General features: G+C 72.8%; 21 protein-coding genes. 10 read left to right on the forward strand and 11 right to left on the reverse strand.

What is annotated here, in order from left to right; translation table 11 throughout:
• The 4 genes from E1182_RS19875 to E1182_RS19890 form a co-directional block, all read left to right on the forward strand.
• Nucleotides 1–879: DUF3152 domain-containing protein (locus E1182_RS19875; protein ID WP_371687577.1), on the forward strand; the 879-nt coding region annotated here is incomplete at its 5' end.
• Between the two features lie 82 nt (nt 880–961).
• Nucleotides 962–1,747 carry a DUF3152 domain-containing protein gene (locus E1182_RS19880; protein WP_243706318.1) on the forward strand — a complete coding sequence of 262 codons (786 nt, stop codon included), beginning with the start codon at nt 962–964 and terminating at the stop codon, nt 1,745–1,747.
• Nucleotides 1,748–1,857: 110 nt separating this feature from the next.
• Nucleotides 1,858–3,039, forward strand: coding sequence for an adenylyltransferase/sulfurtransferase MoeZ (gene moeZ / locus E1182_RS19885; protein ID WP_132267485.1), 1,182 nt, complete (start codon nt 1,858–1,860; stop codon nt 3,037–3,039).
• A 254-nt stretch (nt 3,040–3,293) separates the two neighbouring features.
• Nucleotides 3,294–4,133: a prenyltransferase/squalene oxidase repeat-containing protein gene (locus E1182_RS19890; RefSeq protein WP_371687578.1), complete on the forward strand. Its 840-nt coding sequence runs from the start codon at nt 3,294–3,296 to the stop codon at nt 4,131–4,133.
• Here E1182_RS19890 and E1182_RS19895 read toward each other — a convergent pair.
• The 8 genes from E1182_RS19895 to proB form a co-directional block, all read right to left on the reverse strand.
• Entirely contained in the window at nt 4,117–4,632 is a 516-nt protein-coding gene (locus tag E1182_RS19895; protein WP_132267487.1) for an SUKH-4 family immunity protein, read from the reverse strand. The genes E1182_RS19890 and E1182_RS19895 overlap by 17 nt on opposite strands.
• Before the next feature lie 29 nt (nt 4,633–4,661).
• Entirely contained in the window at nt 4,662–5,279 is a 618-nt protein-coding gene (locus E1182_RS19900; protein ID WP_132267489.1) for a hypothetical protein, read from the reverse strand.
• Nucleotides 5,276–5,905, reverse strand: a complete 630-nt coding sequence (locus E1182_RS19905) for a hypothetical protein (protein WP_132267491.1) — start codon at nt 5,903–5,905, stop codon at nt 5,276–5,278. The genes E1182_RS19900 and E1182_RS19905 overlap by 4 nt, the downstream gene beginning before the upstream one ends.
• On the reverse strand, nt 5,898–6,392 hold the full coding sequence (locus E1182_RS19910) for a hypothetical protein (protein ID WP_132267494.1): 495 nt from the start codon (nt 6,390–6,392) through the stop codon (nt 5,898–5,900). Before E1182_RS19910 ends, E1182_RS19905 begins: the two co-directional genes overlap by 8 nt.
• Before the next feature lie 13 nt (nt 6,393–6,405).
• The gene (locus E1182_RS19915) at nt 6,406–6,729 is read right to left on the reverse strand and encodes a PE domain-containing protein (RefSeq protein WP_132267495.1); all 324 of its coding nucleotides are present in this window, start codon (nt 6,727–6,729) and stop codon (nt 6,406–6,408) included.
• Nucleotides 6,730–6,731: 2 nt separating this feature from the next.
• A complete protein-coding gene (locus E1182_RS19920; protein ID WP_132267497.1) occupies nt 6,732–7,133 on the reverse strand; it encodes a YbaB/EbfC family nucleoid-associated protein in 402 nt (133 codons plus the stop codon).
• 85 nt (nt 7,134–7,218) lie between these two features.
• The gene (locus E1182_RS19925; RefSeq protein ID WP_132267499.1) at nt 7,219–8,463 is read right to left on the reverse strand and encodes a glutamate-5-semialdehyde dehydrogenase; all 1,245 of its coding nucleotides are present in this window, start codon (nt 8,461–8,463) and stop codon (nt 7,219–7,221) included.
• A gap of 11 nt (nt 8,464–8,474) precedes the next feature.
• Nucleotides 8,475–9,632: a glutamate 5-kinase gene (proB, locus tag E1182_RS19930; protein WP_132267501.1), complete on the reverse strand. Its 1,158-nt coding sequence runs from the start codon at nt 9,630–9,632 to the stop codon at nt 8,475–8,477.
• 13 nt (nt 9,633–9,645) lie between these two features.
• On the opposite strand from proB, the gene E1182_RS19935 reads away from it, so the two are divergent.
• Nucleotides 9,646–9,960 (forward strand): MGMT family protein, encoded by a 315-nt coding sequence (locus E1182_RS19935; RefSeq protein WP_132267503.1) that lies wholly within the window; start codon nt 9,646–9,648, stop codon nt 9,958–9,960.
• 64 nt (nt 9,961–10,024) lie between these two features.
• Here the strand turns inward: E1182_RS19935 and E1182_RS19940 are convergent, their stop codons facing one another.
• Nucleotides 10,025–11,230, reverse strand: a complete 1,206-nt coding sequence (locus tag E1182_RS19940) for a hypothetical protein (protein WP_132267505.1) — start codon at nt 11,228–11,230, stop codon at nt 10,025–10,027.
• On the reverse strand, nt 11,223–11,771 hold the full coding sequence (locus E1182_RS19945) for a SigE family RNA polymerase sigma factor (RefSeq protein WP_132267507.1): 549 nt from the start codon (nt 11,769–11,771) through the stop codon (nt 11,223–11,225). The genes E1182_RS19940 and E1182_RS19945 overlap by 8 nt, the downstream gene beginning before the upstream one ends.
• A 256-nt stretch (nt 11,772–12,027) precedes the next feature.
• On the opposite strand from E1182_RS19945, the gene E1182_RS19950 reads away from it, so the two are divergent.
• The 3 genes from E1182_RS19950 (at nt 12,028) to E1182_RS19960 (ending at nt 16,043) form a co-directional block, all read left to right on the forward strand.
• A complete protein-coding gene (locus tag E1182_RS19950; RefSeq protein ID WP_132267509.1) occupies nt 12,028–12,606 on the forward strand; it encodes an NADH-quinone oxidoreductase subunit B in 579 nt (192 codons plus the stop codon).
• A gap of 76 nt (nt 12,607–12,682) precedes the next feature.
• Complete coding sequence (locus E1182_RS19955; protein WP_165942670.1) at nt 12,683–14,593, forward strand: carboxypeptidase-like regulatory domain-containing protein; 1,911 nt, start codon at nt 12,683–12,685, stop codon at nt 14,591–14,593.
• A gap of 133 nt (nt 14,594–14,726) precedes the next feature.
• The gene (locus E1182_RS19960; protein WP_132267513.1) at nt 14,727–16,043 is read left to right on the forward strand and encodes a DUF2252 domain-containing protein; all 1,317 of its coding nucleotides are present in this window, start codon (nt 14,727–14,729) and stop codon (nt 16,041–16,043) included.
• A gap of 14 nt (nt 16,044–16,057) precedes the next feature.
• Here E1182_RS19960 and E1182_RS19965 read toward each other — a convergent pair whose 3' ends face one another.
• Nucleotides 16,058–17,104, reverse strand: coding sequence for a glucose 1-dehydrogenase (locus E1182_RS19965; RefSeq protein WP_207921454.1), 1,047 nt, complete (start codon nt 17,102–17,104; stop codon nt 16,058–16,060).
• Between the two features lie 142 nt (nt 17,105–17,246).
• On the opposite strand from E1182_RS19965, the gene E1182_RS19970 reads away from it, so the two are divergent.
• Both E1182_RS19970 and E1182_RS19975 read left to right on the forward strand, forming a co-directional pair.
• Nucleotides 17,247–18,053, forward strand: coding sequence for an NADH-quinone oxidoreductase subunit C (locus tag E1182_RS19970; protein ID WP_132267517.1), 807 nt, complete (start codon nt 17,247–17,249; stop codon nt 18,051–18,053).
• Nucleotides 18,053–19,015, forward strand: a complete 963-nt coding sequence (locus tag E1182_RS19975) for a complex I subunit 1 family protein (RefSeq protein WP_132267519.1) — start codon at nt 18,053–18,055, stop codon at nt 19,013–19,015. Before E1182_RS19970 ends, E1182_RS19975 begins: the two co-directional genes overlap by 1 nt.
• The last annotated feature ends 120 nt before the right edge of the window (nt 19,016–19,135 follow it).

Genomic DNA, 19,135 nt, shown 5'->3' on the forward strand with positions numbered 1-19,135 from the left:
CTCCCGCGCCGCCACCGGCGTCCGCCTGCGGTGCACCGTGCCCGTTCGCTTGCCGTACGTCGCCGGTGGACGGTGCTGCTGGTCGCCGCGCTCGCGGTCGCCGCCGGGGCCGGGGGTGCCCTCTCGGCCGGCGGTGCCGACCCGGACCTGGGCCGCGCGCCGCTCGCCGCGGGGGCGGCGGCACCGACCCCGGAGGGGGCGGACGCGTCGCTGGTGCCGGTGTCGTCGCAGCCTGTCACCCCGTCGACCGCCGCGTCCGACCCCGCCCCGGTGCTCCAGGTCGCGGGTCCGGTGCCGGCCAGCGGGAAGGGCAGTTTCGGGTACGACGACCGGCCGGGGCCGACGCTGGGGCGGGCCGGTCGGGTGCAGCGGTACCGGGTGGCGGTGGAGCACGGTTCCGGTGTGGACGTGCGGGACTTCTCCGACCAGGTGCAGGCCGCGCTGACCGGCCCGGGTAGCTGGGTGGACTCGGGTGAGCTGCGGTTGCGCCGGGTGCCTTCCGGCGAGTCGGTCGACTTCACGGTCTATCTGGTGACCGCGACGACGGCCGGGCGGATGTGTCTGGCCGGGGGCGTGAACATCCGGGTGGGTGGCCGGCCGTACACGTCCTGCCGGGCGCCGGGAAAGGTGATCGTCAATCTGGAGCGGTGGCAGCGGTCGGTGCCGCATTTCGTGCGGGGCGGCGTGCCGTTGTCCCTCTACCGCCTCTACGTGGTCAACCACGAGGTGGGGCACCAACTCGGCCACGGCCACGAACGCTGCCCCGGCCGGGGTCGGCCGGCTCCGGTGATGCAGCAGCAGACGCTCTTCCTGGACGGCTGCACGGCCAACCCGTGGCCGTACCTGGACGGGAAACGGTACCGGGGGCGGGCGCTCTGAGCCGGTACGTGCCAGTGAAACATCTTCGCGATAACTGCGGCAAAAGCAGTTGTATGCCCGATTGGTCTGGGATGCTGGCGAGGTGGACGCTTTCCCCTTCCGCCGCGCCGCCGGCCGGCTCCGGCGCCGCCCGAGACGTGCTCGTGTCGCCCTGGGTGTCCTGGTGGCGGTCGGCGCGACGGTCGCCACGGTGACCACGCCCCGTCCGGGCCCGCCGCCGACCGTCGCGCCCGCCGCCGCGCCGACCGGGTACGGGCTGGGTGCGGGCGAGCGGCCCACGCCGTCCGCCGGCTACCCGACCGGCGGCCCCGGTCGGTTCGACGTCGCCGGTGGTCGCTCGGGGGTGCAGGGTCACGACGGCCCGCTGCGCCGGTACCGGGTCGCCGTGGAGCAGGGCAGCGGCCAGGACGTCGACGCCTTCGCCGCCGCCGTGGACGAGGTGCTCGGCGACCCGCGCAGCTGGATCGGCTCGGGCGAGCTGCGGGTGCAGCGGGTGCCCGAGGCCGCCAAGGTCGATTTCACCGTCTTCCTCGCCACTCCGGCCACCTCCGAGCGGATGTGCGCGGTGGGTGGGTTGCGCACCGAGCGGTACACCTCGTGTCGGCTGCCCGGCCAGGTGATCATCAACCTGGCCCGGTGGATGGAGGCCGTGCCGGACTACGGTGCCTCGTTGGAGACCTACCGGGCGTACGTGGTCAACCACGAGGTCGGGCACGAGTTCGGCGAGCGGCACCAGGGCTGCCCGGGCCCAGGGGAGCCGGCACCGGTCATGCAGCAGCAGACGTACGGCCTGAAAGGCTGCGTCGCGAACGCCTGGCCGTACGTCGACGGGCATCGATACGATGGTGCGCCGACCGACGGGGTCTGACTTATTCCCGCTCCCGCATGTCGGGCGGCGTGTCCCTGCTCATGGCCGATCGCCGGTGCAGCGAGCGACAATGGGCCGGTTCGCCACCAGCCGATCCCGGGGAGTCCACCGTGTCGCTGCCCCCGCTCGTCGAACCCGCCGCCGAGCTGACCGTTGACGAGATCCGCCGCTACTCGCGCCACCTGATCATCCCGGACGTCGGGGTGGCGGGGCAGAAGCGGCTGAAGAACGCCCGGGTGCTCTGCGTCGGCGCCGGCGGTCTCGGCTCGCCGGCCCTGATGTACCTGGCCGCCGCCGGAGTCGGGACGCTGGGCATCATCGACTTCGACACCGTCGACGAGTCCAACCTCCAGCGCCAGATCATCCACGGTGTCTCCGACATCGGCCGTGCCAAGGCCGAGTCCGCCGCCGCGTCGATCCGCGAGATCAACCCGCTGGTCACGGTCGAGATCCACAACACCGCGCTGGACCGGGACAATGTCCGGGACATCTTCTCGCGGTACGACCTGATCGTCGACGGCACCGACAACTTCGCCACCCGCTACATGGTCAACGACGCGGCGGTGCTGCTCGGCAAGCCGTACGTGTGGGGCTCGATCTACCGTTTCGACGGCCAGGCGTCGGTCTTCTGGGCCGAGCACGGCCCCTGCTACCGCTGCCTCTACCCGGAGCCCCCGCCGCCCGGCATGGTGCCGTCCTGCGCCGAGGGCGGCGTGCTCGGCGTGCTCTGCGCGTCGATCGGCTCGATCCAGGTCAACGAGGCGATCAAGCTGCTCACCGGGATCGGTGAGCCGCTGGTCGGCCGGCTGATGGTCTACGACGCCCTGGAGATGACCTACCGCAAGATCAAGGTCCGCAAGGATCCGAACTGCGTGCTCTGCGGCGAGAACCCCACGGTCACCGACCTGCTGGAGGACTACGAGGACTTCTGCGGCGCGGTGTCCGAGGAGGCACAGGAGGCGGTCGTCAACGCCACCATCACCGCCACCGAGCTCAAGGAGTGGCAGGACGCCGGGAAGGACGTCTTCCTGGTCGACGTTCGTGAGCCCGCCGAGTACGAGATCGTCCGGATCCCCGGAGCCACCCTGATTCCCAAGGGCGAGATCATCTCCGGTGAGGCGTTGGCGAAGTTCCCCCAGGACCGGCAGATCGTGCTGCACTGCAAGTCCGGGGTGCGTTCCGCCGAGGCGCTCGCCGCGCTCAAGGCGGCCGGGTTCTCCAACGCCGTGCACGTCCAGGGCGGCGTGCTCTCCTGGATCAAGCAGATCGACCCGTCGCTGCCCGCGTACTGACCGAGCGGCCCCGGGGCCGGCTCTGCCCCCGGGCCGGCCGGCTCTGCCGACCGGCCCGGGCCGACGGCGATGTGGCCACGGACGGTGACAGCAGTGCTGATCAGCCGGCGCAACCGCCCACCGTGACGGGCATTGCCAACGCAATGCTCGTCGGCGGGCACGCCAGGGTCGCGCCGGTAGCCGGCCGGCGGACGGGCAAGCGGGCCGTCCGCCGGAGGCGGACGCGCGTTTTCGCAGGTAGCGTCTCTGTCGTGATGGATCTGGAGGCGGCGGTCGGGTTCGTCGTGGCGCACGGGGACGCGGTGGACCGGGCGCGACTCTCCCGGCTGCGCACCGGCGCGCCGGTCCCCGCCGAACTGCTCGACGCGGCCGAGGCGGGGCAGTCGCCCGACGGCGGGTGGCCCGCCATTCTCGGCGGCGAGGTCTCCTCGGTCGACGCGACCTGTTTCCGCCTCGCCGAACTGGACGACCTGGGTGCGCTCAACCGCCCGGCCGCCCGGCACGCGCTCGACTGGCTGGCCGCGCGGCAACTGGCCGACGGTGGATGGGACGAGGACCCGAGGCTGGCCGGGGTCGCCCCGGAGTGGGCTCGCCCGGGTGATCCCGAGGCTCACCTCTACCTCACCGCGTACGCCGGGTTCTGGCTGACCGTGGCCGGGCTCGACGCCCGGGCCGCCGGCCCGCTCGACCACCGGGTCGGCGGGGCCTACGCCGGGGTGGTGCAGGCGGCGGCGCACGCGCTGGCCGCGCGGCTGGCCCCGGACGGCAGTTGGCCCTCGTTCCTGCCCGCCGGCTGGCTCAGCGCGGCGGTCCTGCACCGGCAGGCGATGTACGACGAGTCGGCCCGGATTCAGGCGGTGCTGGCCGAGCGGGTGCCGACGATGTCCCCGGCCGACGTGGCCTGGCTGGCCGCGACCCTGCGCCGGGTCGAGGTGGACCAGGAACAGTGGCTGCTGGTCTCCGCCCGTCGGCGGCTCGCCGAGACCCAGCGCAGCGACGGCGGCTGGGACAGCGACGACGGGCACCAGTTCGACGTGCACACCACCCTGACCGCGATTCGGGCGGGCCGACCGGTGATCACTTCAGCTGGCTGATCACCAGCGGCCACCAGCCGTCGGGGGCGAACGCGGCCGGGTCGATGCTCTCCAACAGCATACGCAGCTGTTCCGCCCGTTCGGCCCGGCCCGGCTTGCCCTCGTCGGCCTCGACGAAGAGCGCGAACTGGTAGAGGAACTCGACGAAGGTGCGGAAGTTGGTGTTCACCGGCTGGACGTCCTGCTGCGCCAGGTCGAACTGGAGGATCTCCCCGGTGCGGGGGTCGAGCACGTAGAGCAGGTCGGTGTTGTCGGCCACCGCGCCGACCACGATCAGCCGGATGTCCAGCGAGCCGTCCTCGGTGGTCAGCTGGATGGTGTCGTACAGCTCGATGTCGCCTTCGAGGAACGCGGTGAACACCACCGCCACGTCGAGCGGGATCTCGTCGCCCTCGGGGAGCATGTCGGGGCCGAAACCCCCCTCCAGCCACGCCTCGCGCGGGTACGGGATGAGTTCGTCGGAGTTCCACAGCGCGGTGAACCGGGGATCAGCGGCCATGACGGTCCTTCGCGGGGTCGGCGGGTGGGTCAGGAGGACAGGCCGGCGGCGATCAGCAGCCGCCGCCAGTTGTCGGCGTACTCGCCGGCATGGCGGCCCTTGCGCAGCCGCTGCTCGGCAGCGGCGGGACCGAGGACGACGGCGACCAGCTCCGGATAGCGAGGGCCGAGCACGTGCTCGTCGAAGAAGGTGGCGACGTCGGGGGAGATGACGGTGAACTCGACGTCCTCGTCGGGGTGCTCGTACTGGTAGACGTAGGCGCTGGACTCCATGTAGTACACGTCCAGGTCTTCCCGGTCGAGGTAGATCGGGTCGCCACCGCGGATCTCGGCCCGGAGGCCGGGGGGGACGCTGTCCATCTCGTAGCCGACGATGAGTGGGCTGCCCATCGGGTCGTCCGGGTTGACCTCGTCCTCCTCCCAGGCCTGCGGGGTGAGGATCTCCTTGGGCGCCTGGAACCGGAAGTTGTCGCCCTCCAAGCGCCGGAACAGGCTGTAGACCTCGGCGACGCCGGGCAGGTCGGGGATCGGCTCCAACGGCGCCGGCCCTTCGACGCGCACACCGAAGCCGTGCTCGGCCTCCACCCGGGTGAGCAGTTCCAGCTTCTCGGCGATCCGGGCGAGGACGGCCGGGTCCGGCCGGGTCATGGCAGGACCTTCACGATGACCGGGGTGCCCTCGGGGACGTCGCGCAACGCCAGGGAGATCTCGCGGCCGAGCTCACGGTTGGTCCAGGCGTCCATCAGCCTGAGGTTAGCGTATGTGTCCGCTCCGTCGAGTTGTAGCTCGTGGATGTGGTCCGGGTCCAGCCCTTCGCCTCGGGCCCGGATCGGCCCCCGGCCGCCGTAGAGGCGTTCGACGAGTTCCTTGTTGGCCAGGTACTGGTTGGTCTCCCGGGTGCCGTGCTCCTGGGTCAGCCGCCTGTTCCTGGTCAGCCGGCGGGTCACCCGGTCCCGGAAGACGTTGGTGCGGGTCCGGGTGCCCGGCTTGGTTCCCCGGCCCCCCTGGTGGTAGACGTTGTTGGCCGTCCGGTCCGACTTCGCCTTGCTCAACCGCCCCTGCTGGCCGAGCCGGACCAGGTCCCTGGCCTTCCGGTCGAAGTCCTTCTTGTCGAAGTCGGGCCGGTTTCTCAACACCAGCACGGCCGGGCCCCGCGGGTTGGTGCCGTTGGTCTTGGCGGTGCGGAACACGTCGGCGTTCTCCAGGTACGCCGAGAGGATCTTGGCGCCTCTGGCCTGGGTCTGCCGGGGTGGGGTGGTCCGCTTCCTAGCCATTCAGCACCGTGTTCACGGCCATGCCGATGAGCTGGTCGATGATCAGCCCGGTGATCATCTTGAAGATGGGGATCTGGAGCAGGGACGCCCCGAAGGTGGCCACCGCCGTGGCGATCGCCTGTGCGATCTGGATCGCCAGCACGACGAGCTGGATGATCACGTTGATCTTGAGGGCCAGCACCACGCCCGCGGCGGCCATCAGCCCGATCGCGATGACGTTCGCCGGATTGGCGGCGTCGGCGATGTTCCGGGCGGCCGACTCCTTGTCGTTCCACTCGCCGGCGAACGCGCTGAGGCTCTCACCCCGGTTGGTGTCCAGTACCGTCCGCGCCGCCGACTCCAACTGGGCGACCGAACCGTTGATCCGGCCCGCCATGCCGGTCCACTCGCCAGCCAGCCGGAACAGCGCCGTCTCGTCGGACTCGGGCCAGTCGTACCCGAGCATCGAGAGCAGCGAGGCAAGCTCCCCCGGCAACGTCAGACCCACGCCAGCTCCTCCCTCAACCCAGCTTGTCGAGGATCGACCGGAGAGCGTCGGTGACGCCGTCCTCCACCGCCCGGTAGCTCTCCGCCATCCCGCGCAGGCCCTCGGCGTAGCTCTCCAGTTCGGTGATGTTGGTGCTCAGGCACTCGGCCAGCGCCTCCACGCACGCCTGGTGGGCGGCGCCCAGCAGCATGCCGATCTCGTCACCGCCGAAGGCGTGCTCGTACCCGCCGACCGCTGCCTGGAACGACTCGAAGGTCTGCCGGACGCTTTCCTTCGCCTCGGCGAGCTGCTCCGCGCCGCGGGTCAGTGCGTCGAGGTCGACGTCGAGGGGCTCCACGGTCAGCTCCGCTGCTGGAGCTTGCGCATGGTCTCGCTGATCGCGAGGCTGATCTCCCGCATCTGCCGCAGGCCCTGGTCCTGGAGGCGTTCCACAGTGGCGGTCATCGCGGCGAGGTCGGGCATCGGTTCGGTGCCGGCAACCGCCTCGGACTGCCCGTCGAGCGCCGCGTTCACCGCCCGGCGCAGCTCCTCGGCCAGATAGTCCGAACCCTCGCGCAACACCCGGGGGTCGATCTCGACCGCGCTGCACCGCCCGTCGGGGCCGAGGGTGAGGCGGATCCGCCCATCAGCGGCCTCGGCCACCGACTCGACCCGCTCCGGCGCGGCGACGGCGCGCTGCGTCTCCCGCAGGGCCGCCCGGGCCTGCGCCAGTTGCTGTTCCAGGGCGTCCTCACCCAGCATGCCGCCTCCCCAGAGCTGGCCGCCTCGCACCGTGTCCAGCCTACCGACCCGGTGCGACGCCACCGGCCGTAGTCCACAGCGGAGCTCAGCCTCGCAGGTGACCGTCCCCGGTGACGACGTACTTGGTGCTGGTCAGCTCCGGCAGGCCCATCGGGCCCCGGGCGTGCAGCTTCTGCGTGGAGATGCCGATCTCGGCGCCGAAACCGAACTCACCGCCGTCGGTGAACCGGGTGGAGGCGTTCACCATCACCGCCGCCGCGTCCACCCTGGCCACGAACTCGCGGGCCGCCGGCTGGGAGTCGGTGACGATCGCCTCGGTGTGGCCGGTGCCGTACCGCCGGATGTGCGCCACCGCCGCGTCCAACGAGTCGACCACGGCGACGGAGATGTCGGCCGAGAGGTACTCGGTGGCGAAGTCCTCCTCGGTGGCCGGGACGACGGCGGCGGAGTACCCGGCCACCCGGTCGTCGCCGTGCACGGTGACCCCGGCCTCGGCGAACGCGGCCAGCACCGGCGGCAGGAAGGCGTCCGCCACGTCGGCGTGCACCAGCAGGGACTCCGCGGTGTTGCAGGTGGACAACCGCTGGGTCTTGGCGTTCAGGGTGACCGCCACCGCCTTGGCCAGGTCGGCGGCGGCGTCCACGTAGACGTGGCAGTTACCGACACCCGTCTCGATCACCGGCACCGTCGACTCCTCGACCACCGTGCGGATCAGCGACGCGCCACCGCGCGGAATCACCACGTCGACCAGGCCACGGGCCCGCATCAGCTCCTTGACCGAGTCGCGGCTGGTGGCGTCGAGCAACTGCACCGCGTCCGCCGGCAGGCCGGCCCCGGCGACCGCGTCGCGCAGCACCGCGACCAGCGCGGCGTTCGAGTGTGCCGCCGAGGAGGAGCCGCGCAGCAGCGCGGCGTTGCCGGACTTCAGGCAGATGCCGGCGGCGTCCACGGTGACGTTCGGGCGGGCCTCGTAGATGATGCCGACCACCCCGAACGGCACCCGGATCTGGCGCAGCTCCAGCCCGTTGGGCAGGGTCGAGCCGCGTACCACCTCGCCGACCGGGTCGGGCAGCGCCGCCATCTGGCGCAGCGCGTCCGCGATGCCCGCCACCCGGCCCGGGTCGAGGGCGAGCCGGTCCAGCACGGCCGCGCTCAGCCCGGCCTCCCGCCCGGCCGTCAGGTCCGTCGCGTTCGCGGCCAGGATCTGCGGGGTACGCGCCACCAGCGCGTCGGCCATCGCGTGCAGCGCGGCGTCCTTGGTGGTACGCGTGGCGACGGCCAGTTCTCCCGCCGCCTTCCGGGCCCGGTGGGCCTGCTCGCTGACGCTCATGCCTGCACTCCTCACAGCAGCACGAGGTCGTCGCGGTGGACGACCTCCCGTTCGTACGCCGGGCCGAGCGCCGCGGCGAGCTCTCCGGTGGAGCGGCCGAGCAACCCCGGCAGTTCCACCGCGTCGTAGTTGACCAGCCCCCGGGCCACCGGTGCGCCGTCGGCGTCCACCAGGTCCACCGGGTCGCCGGCGGTGAACGCGCCGTCCACGGCGGTGATCCCGGCCGGCAACAGCGACTTGCGTCGGCCCACCACGGCCTGCACCGCACCCGGGTCGAGGTGCAGCCGGCCCCGGGGGGCGGTGGCGTGGGCCAGCCAGAACAGCCGGGCGGCGGGGCGGCGACTGCTCGGGTGGAAGAACGTGCCGAGCGGTTCGCCGGCGAGCGCCCCGGCGGCCAGCGGCGCGGCGGTCAGCACGACCGGGATGCCGAAGCCGGTGGCGATCCGGGCCGCCTCCACCTTGGTGACCATGCCGCCGGTGCCGATGCCGGCCCGGCCGGCCCCGCCGACGTCGACGCCGGCCAGGTCGCCCTCGCCGTGCACCTCCCTGATCCGGGTGCTGCCCGGCTGGGTCGGGTCGCCGGTCCACAGCGCGTCGACGTCCGACAGCAGCACCAGCAGGTCGGCGTCGACCAGGGCGGCGACCAGGGCGGCCAGCCGGTCGTTGTCGCCGAAGCGGATCTCCTCGGTGGCGACCGTGTCGTTCTCGTTGACGATCGGGACGGCGCGCAGGTCGAGCAGCTTGCGCAGCGTCCGGTACGCGTTGCGGTAGTGCGCCCGGCGGGTCACGTCGTCGACGGTGAGCAGCACCTGCCCCACGGTGAGCCGGTGCCGGGCGAAGCCGGCCGCGTACCGGCCGATCAGCAGGCCCTGCCCGACGCTGGCGGCGGCCTGCTGGGTGGCCAGGTCACGGGGACGGCGGGCCAGCCCGAGCGGGGCCAGACCGGCGGCGATCGCGCCGGAGGAGACCAGCACCACCTCGCACCCGGCGGCGGCGCGCGCGGCGAGGGTGTCCACCAGGGCCTCGACCCGGGCGTCGTCCAGCCCGCCGACGGCGGTGGTCAGCGAGGACGAACCGATCTTGACGACGATCCGTCGGGCCTGGATGACTGCTGCGCGCACCCGACCATTCTGCGCGGTCGGCTCTCCCGCGCCCCGGTGGGTTCCCATATCGTGGCAGCTCGTGACGGCTGATGAGTATGTCGAGGCGGTGCTCGCGCTGGTCGAGCGGATCCCGCCGGGCCGGGTGATGTCGTACGGGGCGGTCGCCGACGCGCTCGCCGAGCGCTCGGGGCGGGCCTCGGCCCGGCTGGTCGGCGCGATCATGGCCCGGCACGGCGGCGGGGTGCCCTGGCACCGGGTGGTGAACTCCGCCGGCCGGCTGCCGCCGGGGCACGAGGTGCAGGCGCGGGCCCGGCTGCGCGCCGAAGGCTGTCCGCTGCGGCCCGCCGGCGTGGACATGGCCGCGGCGAGCTGGTCCCCGGCCGACAGCGGGTGACCGCAGGGGCGGGAGCGGCGACCGACCGACGCGGGGTGCGGGGGGCACCCCCGCACCCCACCGGTCACCGGTAGGCGATCCGGACCGTGTTGTCTTCGTGGTTGACGTCGGGCAGGACGTCGAACCGCTCGTCCATGGGCTGTACGTTCACCTCGGCTGTGCCCGTGCCGACACGGGACCCGGGAGCGGCCCGGAAACCCAGGGCGAGCCGACGCTCCTTGCCCGCCGCCAGGCGGCTCAGGTCACAGGTGATCGGCCGGCCGGTGGTCCCCGGGCCGTTGTTGCAGGCCGCCCAGCTCTCCCCGTCGGGGAGCAGCTCCGGCGGCACGTCCAGCCGCAGCGCCACGTACGGCAACGGCCGGTCGTCGCTGTTGCGGACCCGAACGACGATGCTGCCGGTGCGGGAGCCGTCGGGCTGCTCGGTGAGCACCAGATCGGTGGCGGTGACCGCGACGTCCGTGAGGTGGCGGTTCGGCCCGAAGGCGGTCGGCCCGGACACCTGCCCGAACGAGTCCCCGTCCCAGCGGTAGCCCCGCCACTGCCGCTGCGACCACTCGCCCGGCCAGCCCCCGCCCGGGTGGATGTCGCCGACCTGCACCCGGACCACGCCGTCGTCGCGCACGTCGACCGCGATCAGCCACTGCGGCTTGTCGATGGTGCTGGCCACCACCCGCCCGAGGGTGACCACCCGTCCTGCGGCGTCCCGGTCGAAGACCACCACCTGTTGCGGCCCGCCGGTGCCCAACGCGCACCGCACCAGCGCCACCGTCTCCGTGGCCCCGTCGGAGTCGACGTCGCCGTGACCGACCGCCAGCAGGTGATTGGTGCCCTCCCGGCCGTCGCCGGTGAGCCGTACCCCGGCCGTCGGGCAACCCGGCCCCGCGCGCCAGGCCGGCAGTGTCACCGGCGTGGCGAGCAGTTGCGACCGGCTGATCCGGCCGTCCGGCGGGGCCGGGGTGGAACTGGTGCCACTCGCCGACGGTGCCGGCGTGGGGCGGGTCGACCGGCTCGGCGTCGGTGCCGCGGTCCGGCTCGGGGTGGGGTCGACCGGGCCGGGTCGCGGGGTCGGCTCGTGCAGCGCCGCGTACCCGACGGCCGGGCCGGTGAGCAGCGCGAGCGCCGCCGTGGCGGTGACCACCAGACGGCTGCGGTGGCGCTGCCGTACGGTCCGCCGGACGGCGGCGGGCCCGGGTGCCACGACCTCGGCCAGCAGCGTACGGCGGTAGCGGTCGAACTCCTCGGCGAGCAGGCTCGCCTCCCGTTCAGACATCCCGCACCTCCTCGACGGTCTCGCGCAGGTGCGCCGCCAGCGCCGTCCGGCCCCGGTGCAGCCAGGACTTCACCGTTCCCTCGGCGACCTGCTCCTGGCTGGCGATCTCGGCGACCGACAGGTCGGCCAGGTAGTGCAGCACGACCGCCCGGCGTTGCCGGGCCGGCAACCGACCCAGCGCGGCGTCCACCGCCACCCGGTCCGGGTTCGGTCCGGCGACGTGTGTCTCCCGTTGCCGCAGCAGCCACGCCTGGGCGGTCCGCAGCCGCCGCCAGCGGCTGTGGCCGAGGTTCCAGGCGACCCTGCGGACCCAGGCCAGCGGATCCTCGTAGCCGGCGATTCGGTCCCAGTTCTGGTACGCCCGGCAGAACGCCTCCTGGACCAGGTCCTGGGCCTGCCCCAGATCCCCGGTGTAGGCGGTCAGCTGGACGACCAGGCCGCGGAAGTGAGCGTGGTAGAGGGCGTCGAAGGCCAGTTCGGGTGGCTCGGGGCCGGCTTGCGGCGGCGGCTCGCCGGCCCGCCTGTCTCTTGTCACAGTCACTCGTCCTCCCCGTGGTGCCGGCGGTGCCTACCCACCGGCACGGGTCAGACGGTCGGCCCGGGACTCAGGTTGCGGCCAGCGGGCGTCGATGGCTGTCGGGTCCGGGACAGCGGAACAGGCACCGCCGGTCGACACGCCGGGCCGAGCAGCGTCTGGGGTAGGTGTGCCGCTGGTCAGCCGCCGCCGGCACACGCCCCGGGTGACGCCCGCCGGCTGTGGTTGACTGTCCGCTGGGAAGACGGGAAGGGGGCGGGCCGTGCAGCTGCCGGGAGTGCTCGGCGAACCGATCCGGTTCGTGCTCAACTGGGGCCGTCGCTACTCGCTGTGGGTCTTCAACTTCGGCCTGGCCTGCTGCGCCATCGAGTTCATCGCCACCAGCATGGGCCGGCACGACTTCATCCGGCTGGGCGTGATCCCGTTCGCGCACGGCCCCCGGCAGGCCGACCTGATGGTGGTCTCCGGCACGGTGACCGACAAGATGGCCCCGGCGATCAAGCGGCTCTACGACCAGATGCCCGAGCCGAAGTACGTCATCTCCTTCGGCTCCTGTGCCAACTGCGGCGGCCCGTACTGGGACTCGTACTCGGTGACCAAGGGGGTCGACCAGCTCATCCCGGTCGACGTGTACGTGCCGGGCTGCCCGCCGCGCCCGGAAGCGCTGCTGCACGGCATCCTCCGCCTCCAGGAGAAGATCGCCGCCGAGCGGTCCGGCCTCGGCGGGGTGCCCCGTCCCGACCCGCTCGCAGCGCCGGTCGACGCGGTGCCCGGCGACGGCGCCCCGCCGCGCCCGGTGGAGTCGCTGACCGCCCCGCCGGTCCGCCCACCCGCCCCCTGACCGCTGGCCGCCCGGCCGGCGGCCACGACCGTTTTGCATGATCTTCTATGTCGGCGGTGGTCGCTATCTTGCCGGCATGAGATCCCTGCGGGCAACGGGGGCCGCCGTCCTGGCGGCGCTCGCCACAGTCACCCTGCTCGCCGCCCCGGCGACCGCCGACACGGTCGGCTACACCGGCGTGATCAGCGATCCCGACGGCGTGCCCGTCGCGGGCGCGTGCCTCGCCGTACACACCTCGCCCACCGACGTCCTCGCCGAGCACTGCACGGATTCGGCCGGGCGCTACACCATTCCCAGCCCGCCGGCCGGGCCCACCTACAAGATCCGGATGCACGCACCGGGCTTCCGCACCGAGTGGTGGCACCGGGCCCCCGACCACCTCAACGCCGGCGCCGTCTGGTTCCCGGCGGACGAACTCCGCGAACAGAACGTCACCCTCGGGCGCGGCTCCGGCAGCATCACCGGCACGATCACCGACGAGTACGGTGCGGCGGCTGCGGCCACCGTCACCCTCCACGGCGAGGACTCATCCTACGAGGTCATCGCCTATACCTGGGATCTCGGTGCCGGGAGGTACGCCCTGCGGAACATTCCGCCGGGCCGCTACAAGATCTCCGTCTCCGACAACGTGCGCGGGTACCAGTGGGTGCCGCGTAAGGAGACCCGGGACGAGGCCCAGATCTTCACCCTCGCCGCCAGCGACGACCTGGTGGTGAACGAGGCGTTCCTGCCGATGGGGGTCGTCGAGGCGCGGGTGATCGACGCGGTGACCCGGTTGCCGGTGCGTCAGCCCTGCCTGAGGGTTCTCGGTACGGGTGGCAACGACGCGGACGCCTGCGGCGTGAACGGGCTGGTGCGGATACCCAACGTGCGGCCGGGCGACTGGAAGATGTCGGTCAGCGGGGGCGCGTCGCACTTCGGCATCGACGAGACCGAGGATTATTACCGGGTGACCCGAGGGCAGGTCACCCGGGTTGGGTTCGCCCTCGAACCCGGGGCCGCGATCACCACCAGCGTGTTGGACGCGGCCACCGGCGAACCGGCGCGCGATATCTGCGTCCGGCTGGTCATCCCGCGCGGCGGCGGCCAGTCCGCGCGGATGGGCAGCGACTGCGCGTGGGACGACGGCCGGCTGGAGATCGGCCCGTTCCGGTCGGCGGAGACCTTCCAGCTCTACGCGTACCAGGCGATCAACCCCTGGGAGCCGCCGACGGAGCGCTACGGCGACCAGTGGGTCACCGCTGACGGCGGCAGCGGCGACCAGCGGGAAGCCCTGCTGGTGACGTTGAAGCCGAAGGAGACGATCACCATTCCGGCGATCCGGATGGACCCGGCCGGCAGCATCACCGGCACCATCCGCAACGCCTCCGGCGCGGTGGTGCCCGACGTCTGCGCCTACCCGTTCGCCTTCCACCCCAACCAGGGCCACCGCTGGGGCACGCACTGCTCGAACGCCGAGGGTCGCTACACCATCGGCAATCTGGGCCCGTACCGCTGGCCGGTCGAGTTCGCCCCGTTCGGCAACAGCGGGTACGCCTGGCAGTGGTCCGGGGACGTCGCCGACCGGTTCGCCGCCCGGCTGACCCAGGTCACCCCGGGCGGCACGGCCACGGTCGACGCCAACCTGGTCACCGGTGGAACGGTGGCCGGCCGGGTCACCGACGGGACGGCCGTCGTCGACGGCGGCTACGTCTGGACGTACAGCGCGCGTACCGGCGACATCGCCAGCCCGTCGTTCGTCAACATCGGCCGGGACGGCACCTTCCGGCTGGGCGGGCACCGCACCCAGGAGGTCCACGTCGAGTACGCGAACCGGGAACGCGGCTGCTGGTACGGCACCGGCGGGCGCAACGCGGTCAAGGTCGCCGTCACGACCGGCGGAACCAGCACCATCGCGGCGGACATGACCCGCACCTGTGCCCGGCCACCGATCGGCGCCGCACGGTACCGGCCGCCCACCAGCACGGTCGGCGCGACGCTTCGCTGACCTCGTCCGTCCGTCCGTCCGGCGGGTGGGCCGGTCCGGCGGGTGTGGTCCCGTCGTACCGGTCCACCCGGTCGGCGCGGTTTAGCCGGTCGCCTGAGCGTTCCACTGGCGGGCGGGCGCTAGCCTGCCGGCCATGACCCACGCTGCGGACCGGCGGTCCGCCTTCATCATCGACGTGTTGACCGGGGAGTTCGGCGCGTCGATGGCGCTCGACCCGGCGGCCTTCCGCCGCAAGTTCCGCAAGATGGCCGCCACCCCGTTCGCTTTCTACCGGGGCAGCGCGTCGCTCTTCTACGCCGACCAGGTCGGCGACTTCGCCGACGACCGTTTCCTGGACGAGCGGACCGGCCGGGTGTGGATTCACGGGGACCTGCACGCGGAGAACTTCGGCACGTACATGAACGCCTCCGGGCAGCTGGTGTTCAACGTCAACGACTTCGACGAGGCGTACGTCGGGCCGTTCACCTGGGACCTGAAGCGCTTCGCGGCCAGCGTGGCCCTGCTCTGCTACGCCAAGGCCCTCTCCGATCGGGTGATCAGCGACCTGGTCGACGGGTTCGCCCGGGCGTACCTGACCGAGCTACGGGCCCTCGCCGCCGGCGGCGACGACGCGATCGGCTCGATCACCCTGGACAACGCCGACGGGGTGCTACGCGGGGTGCTCCAGCAGGCCCGGCTCAACACCCGGGTCGACCTGCTCGCCACGCAGACCACCATCGACAACTACGAGCGGCGGTTCTCCCTCGGCGACGGCGTGTACCCGGTCGACCCGGCGACCCGGGCGAAGGTCTGCGCCGCCTTCGCGGACTACCTCGGCACGCTCCCCGAGTCCACCGCCCGGCTCCGCCCGGTCGCCGCCCACGTCAAGGACGTGGTGCTGCGCAAGGGCGTGGGGATCGGCTCGGCCGGGCTGCCCTCGTACAACCTGTTGCTGGAGGGGCACACCCAGGCGTTGGAGAACGACGTCGTCATCTACATGAAGCAGGCGCAGGTGCCGGCGGTGGCCCGGCACATCGACGACGAGCGGGTTCGCGGCTACTTCCGGCACCAGGGGCACCGGACGGCCGAGTCGCAGCGGGCGTTGCAGGCGCACGCCGACCCGTGGCTGGGCTTCACCGAGTTGGAGGGGGCGGGCCAGCTCGTCGCCGAGGTCTCCCCGTACGCCGCCGACCTGGACTGGGCGGACGTCAACGAGCCGGAGGAACTGGCCGGGGTGCTCACCGACCTGGGCCGGGCGGTGGCCCGGATGCACTCGGTCGCCGACGACGAGTCCAGCCACGACCTGGTCGACTACTCGACCGAGGAGTCGATCGTCGCGGCGGTGGGGGACGACGTCGACGGCTTCGTGGCGCACCTGGTCGACTTCGCCCACGCGTACGGGGCGCGGGCGCGCAAGGACCACCAACTCTTCGTCGACCTGTTCCGCAACGGTCGCCTGCCGGGGAGCTGAGCGGTGTCGCCGGATCAGGCGGTGAAGTCCAGCACCACCTTGATGTCGTCCCCGGTGGGGCTGTATGCCTGCGCGTATTCCCCCACTGGCACCCGGCGGGTGATCAGTGAGTTGAGCCAGGACTGGTCGGCCCGGGCGAGGGCGGTGGCGGCCTGTTCCCAGTGCCGGCGGTTGGCGTTGACCGAGCCGAAGACGACGTTGTTCTCCAGCACCAGGGCCCGGTTGAGCGCGCCCGCGTCGAAGTCGAGGGTCCGGCCGCCGCTGGACACTCCGGTCAGGCAGACGATTCCGGCGGGCCCGACCTTGCACATCGAGTCCAGCACCACCGACGGCGCTCCGGTGCACTCCACCACCAGGTCCGGTTCGAGGTCCAGCTCCTGCACGGTCCCGGTGTGGTAGGTCGCGCCGAGCGCCCGGACCAGGTCCGGCTTCGGGCCGGTGATGGGGCGGTCCAGCACGTGCACGGACAGCTCCCGCTGGGTGGCCAGCAGGGCCGCCAGCAGGCCGATCGGCCCGGCACCGGTGACCAACGCCGTGTGCGGCTTCCACTCGGCGCGGCTGCCGATCCGGTCGATGTGGTCCCACGCCTTCGCCACCACGCTGGCCGGCTCCAGCAGCATCCCGACCGGGGCGAGGACCGGGTCCAGCCCGACGGCGAACTTCGGCTGCACCCGCCAGCGGTCCCGGGCGAAGCCGGGCAGGCCCTTGATGCCGTGTTCGGTGTACCGCCCGTTGCGGCACATGTCCCACTCGTCGACGGCGCAGTTGGGGCAGGGCACCGGGTCCGGGTGACGGACGATGCCGACCACCAGGTCGCCGGGGTGCAACGTGCCGCTCGGATCCTCCAGCACCCGGCCCAGCGACTCGTGCCCGAGCACCAGCCGCTGCTGGCCGGGCGGGGCCTGACCGTAGTGGCCCCCGATGATCTCGTGGTCGGTGCCGCAGACACCCACCGCGAGAGCCTCGACCACGATCGCACCCTCCTCGGCGGCGGGTTCCGGCCAGTTGTCGGTCAGCCGCAGCGAGTCGGGCACCCCCGGAGTCACAGTCACAGCGCGCACAGTCCTCATCTTTCCCCGCCCGGCGGCGCCACGCCGGGCAAAGCGGCAGAAGCCCCGCCGGGGCGGCGGGCAGCCGGCGGGAGTGATCTCCGCGCCGGGCGGCCCGACCCGGCGACCGTCCCTCGGCCATAGGATCAGCGGTATGACTCCGGAAGAGGTCGGCCGGCGGGTGGTCGCGCTGCTCGCGCCGGTCGAGGCCACCGCGTCGGTCTCGGGGGGCCAGGGGTACGCCCGCGCCACCGTCGACGTGCCGCCGTCGAGCTGGGCCGACGCGCTGCGGGCGGCCCGCGACGATGCCGAGCTGGCCTGCGACTTCTTCGACTGGCTCTCCGCGGTGGACGAGCTGGCCGCCGGGTTCGACGTGGTGGCCCACCTGTGGTCCACCCGGCACCGGCACGGGGTGCTGCTGCGTACCCGGGTGCCCCGCGAGTCGCCGGCCGTGGCCTCGGTGGTGGGGCTGTACCCCGGCGCGGGCTGGCACGAGCGGGAGACCCACGAGATGTTCGGCATCGACTTCACCGGCCATCCCGGGCTGGCCCCGCTGCTGCTGCCACCCGAGTTCGAGGGGCATCCGTTGCGCAAGGAGTTCGTGCTCGCCTCCCGGGTGGCCAAGCCGTGGCCGGGGGCCAAGGAGCCGGGCGAGTCCGAGGCCGGCGGTGGACGCCGCGCGGTGCGCCCGCCGGGCGTGCCGGCACCGGGGGAGTGGGGCACCGTCGCCACCCCGGCGGGCGCGGGAGGCGTGGGCGAGGGGCCGCGTGGCGGCACTCCGGCCCGTCCGGCCCGGGAGCGGGCCGCTCGGCCGGCTCCGGGCGCCCCTGCGGGGCGTACCCCTCGGGTCGGCGCCGGGCCGGCGGCCGGGAGCGGTGGCTCCGCGCGGGCCGACCGGCCCGCCCCGGGTGGCGCGGACGGCGGTGCCCCGGCGGACGGCGACGAAGGGGGTACGGCCTGATGCCGACCTGGTTGGAGCTGGTGATCCGGGTCGGCGGCGTGCTGGTGGCCTTCCTCACCCTGCCGCTGGTCGTCGGTCAGGCCGAGCACAAGGTGATGGCGCACATGCAGGGCCGGCTCGGCCCGATGTACGCCGGTGGCTTCCACGGCTGGGCACAACTGATCGCCGACGGCATCAAGTTCGTGCAGAAGGAGGACGTCACGCCGCGCGAGGCGGACGGGCCGGTGTTCCGGCTCGCCCCGGTGGTGGCGCTGGTGCCCTACCTGCTGGTGCTGCTGGTCATCCCGCTCGGCCCGGACGACCTGGTCGGGCAGCCGCTGGACATCGGCCTCTTCTTCGTCCTCGCCGTGGTCGGGGTGGGGGTGGTGGCGGTGCTGATGTCGGCTTGGTCCTCGGCCAACAAGTACAGCCTCCTCGGCGGGCTGCGCGGGGCGGCCCAGCTGCTCGGCTACGAGCTGCCGCTGGTGCTGGCCGCCGCCTCGGTGGCGATGGCGGCCGGGACGCTCAGCCTCGGCGGCATCGTCGAGGCGTGGCGACCGTGGTGGCTGCTCTGGCAGGCCCCGGCGATGATCGTGTTCTTCGTCGCCGGGTTGGCCGAGATCCGCCGGCCCCCGTTCGACATGCCGATCGCCGACTCGGAGCTGGTTTTCGGCTACCTGACCGAGTACACCGGGCTGCGGTTCGCGTTCTTCCTGCTGGCCGAGTACGTCGGCATCGTGGTGATCGCCGCGTTGACCACCGTGCTGTTCCTGGGCGGCTGGCAGGGCCCGTTCGCCGACGCGCAGCTCGGCTGGCTGTGGACGCTGCTGAAGGTCTTCGCCGTCTCCTTCGTGATCATCTGGCTGCGGGTGGCGTACCCGCGGCTGCGCGAGGACCAGCTCCAGCGCCTGTGCTGGCTGGTCCTGGTCCCCGTTGCCCTGGCCCAGCTCGTTCTGACGGTCGCCGTCCGCCTCGCCATTTGATCCGTTCGCCCGACTTGATCCACTCTGGCTGCGCCGTATCGGGGCATCGCCGACAGGAACGCTCCGGCATGGCGCGACCGGAGTGGATCACGGATGGGTCAGCGCAGTGGGGTGTGGGCG

The sequence above is a fragment of the Micromonospora sp. KC721 genome (assembly GCF_004348355.1).
Taxonomy (GTDB): Bacteria; Actinomycetota; Actinomycetes; order Mycobacteriales; family Micromonosporaceae; genus Micromonospora.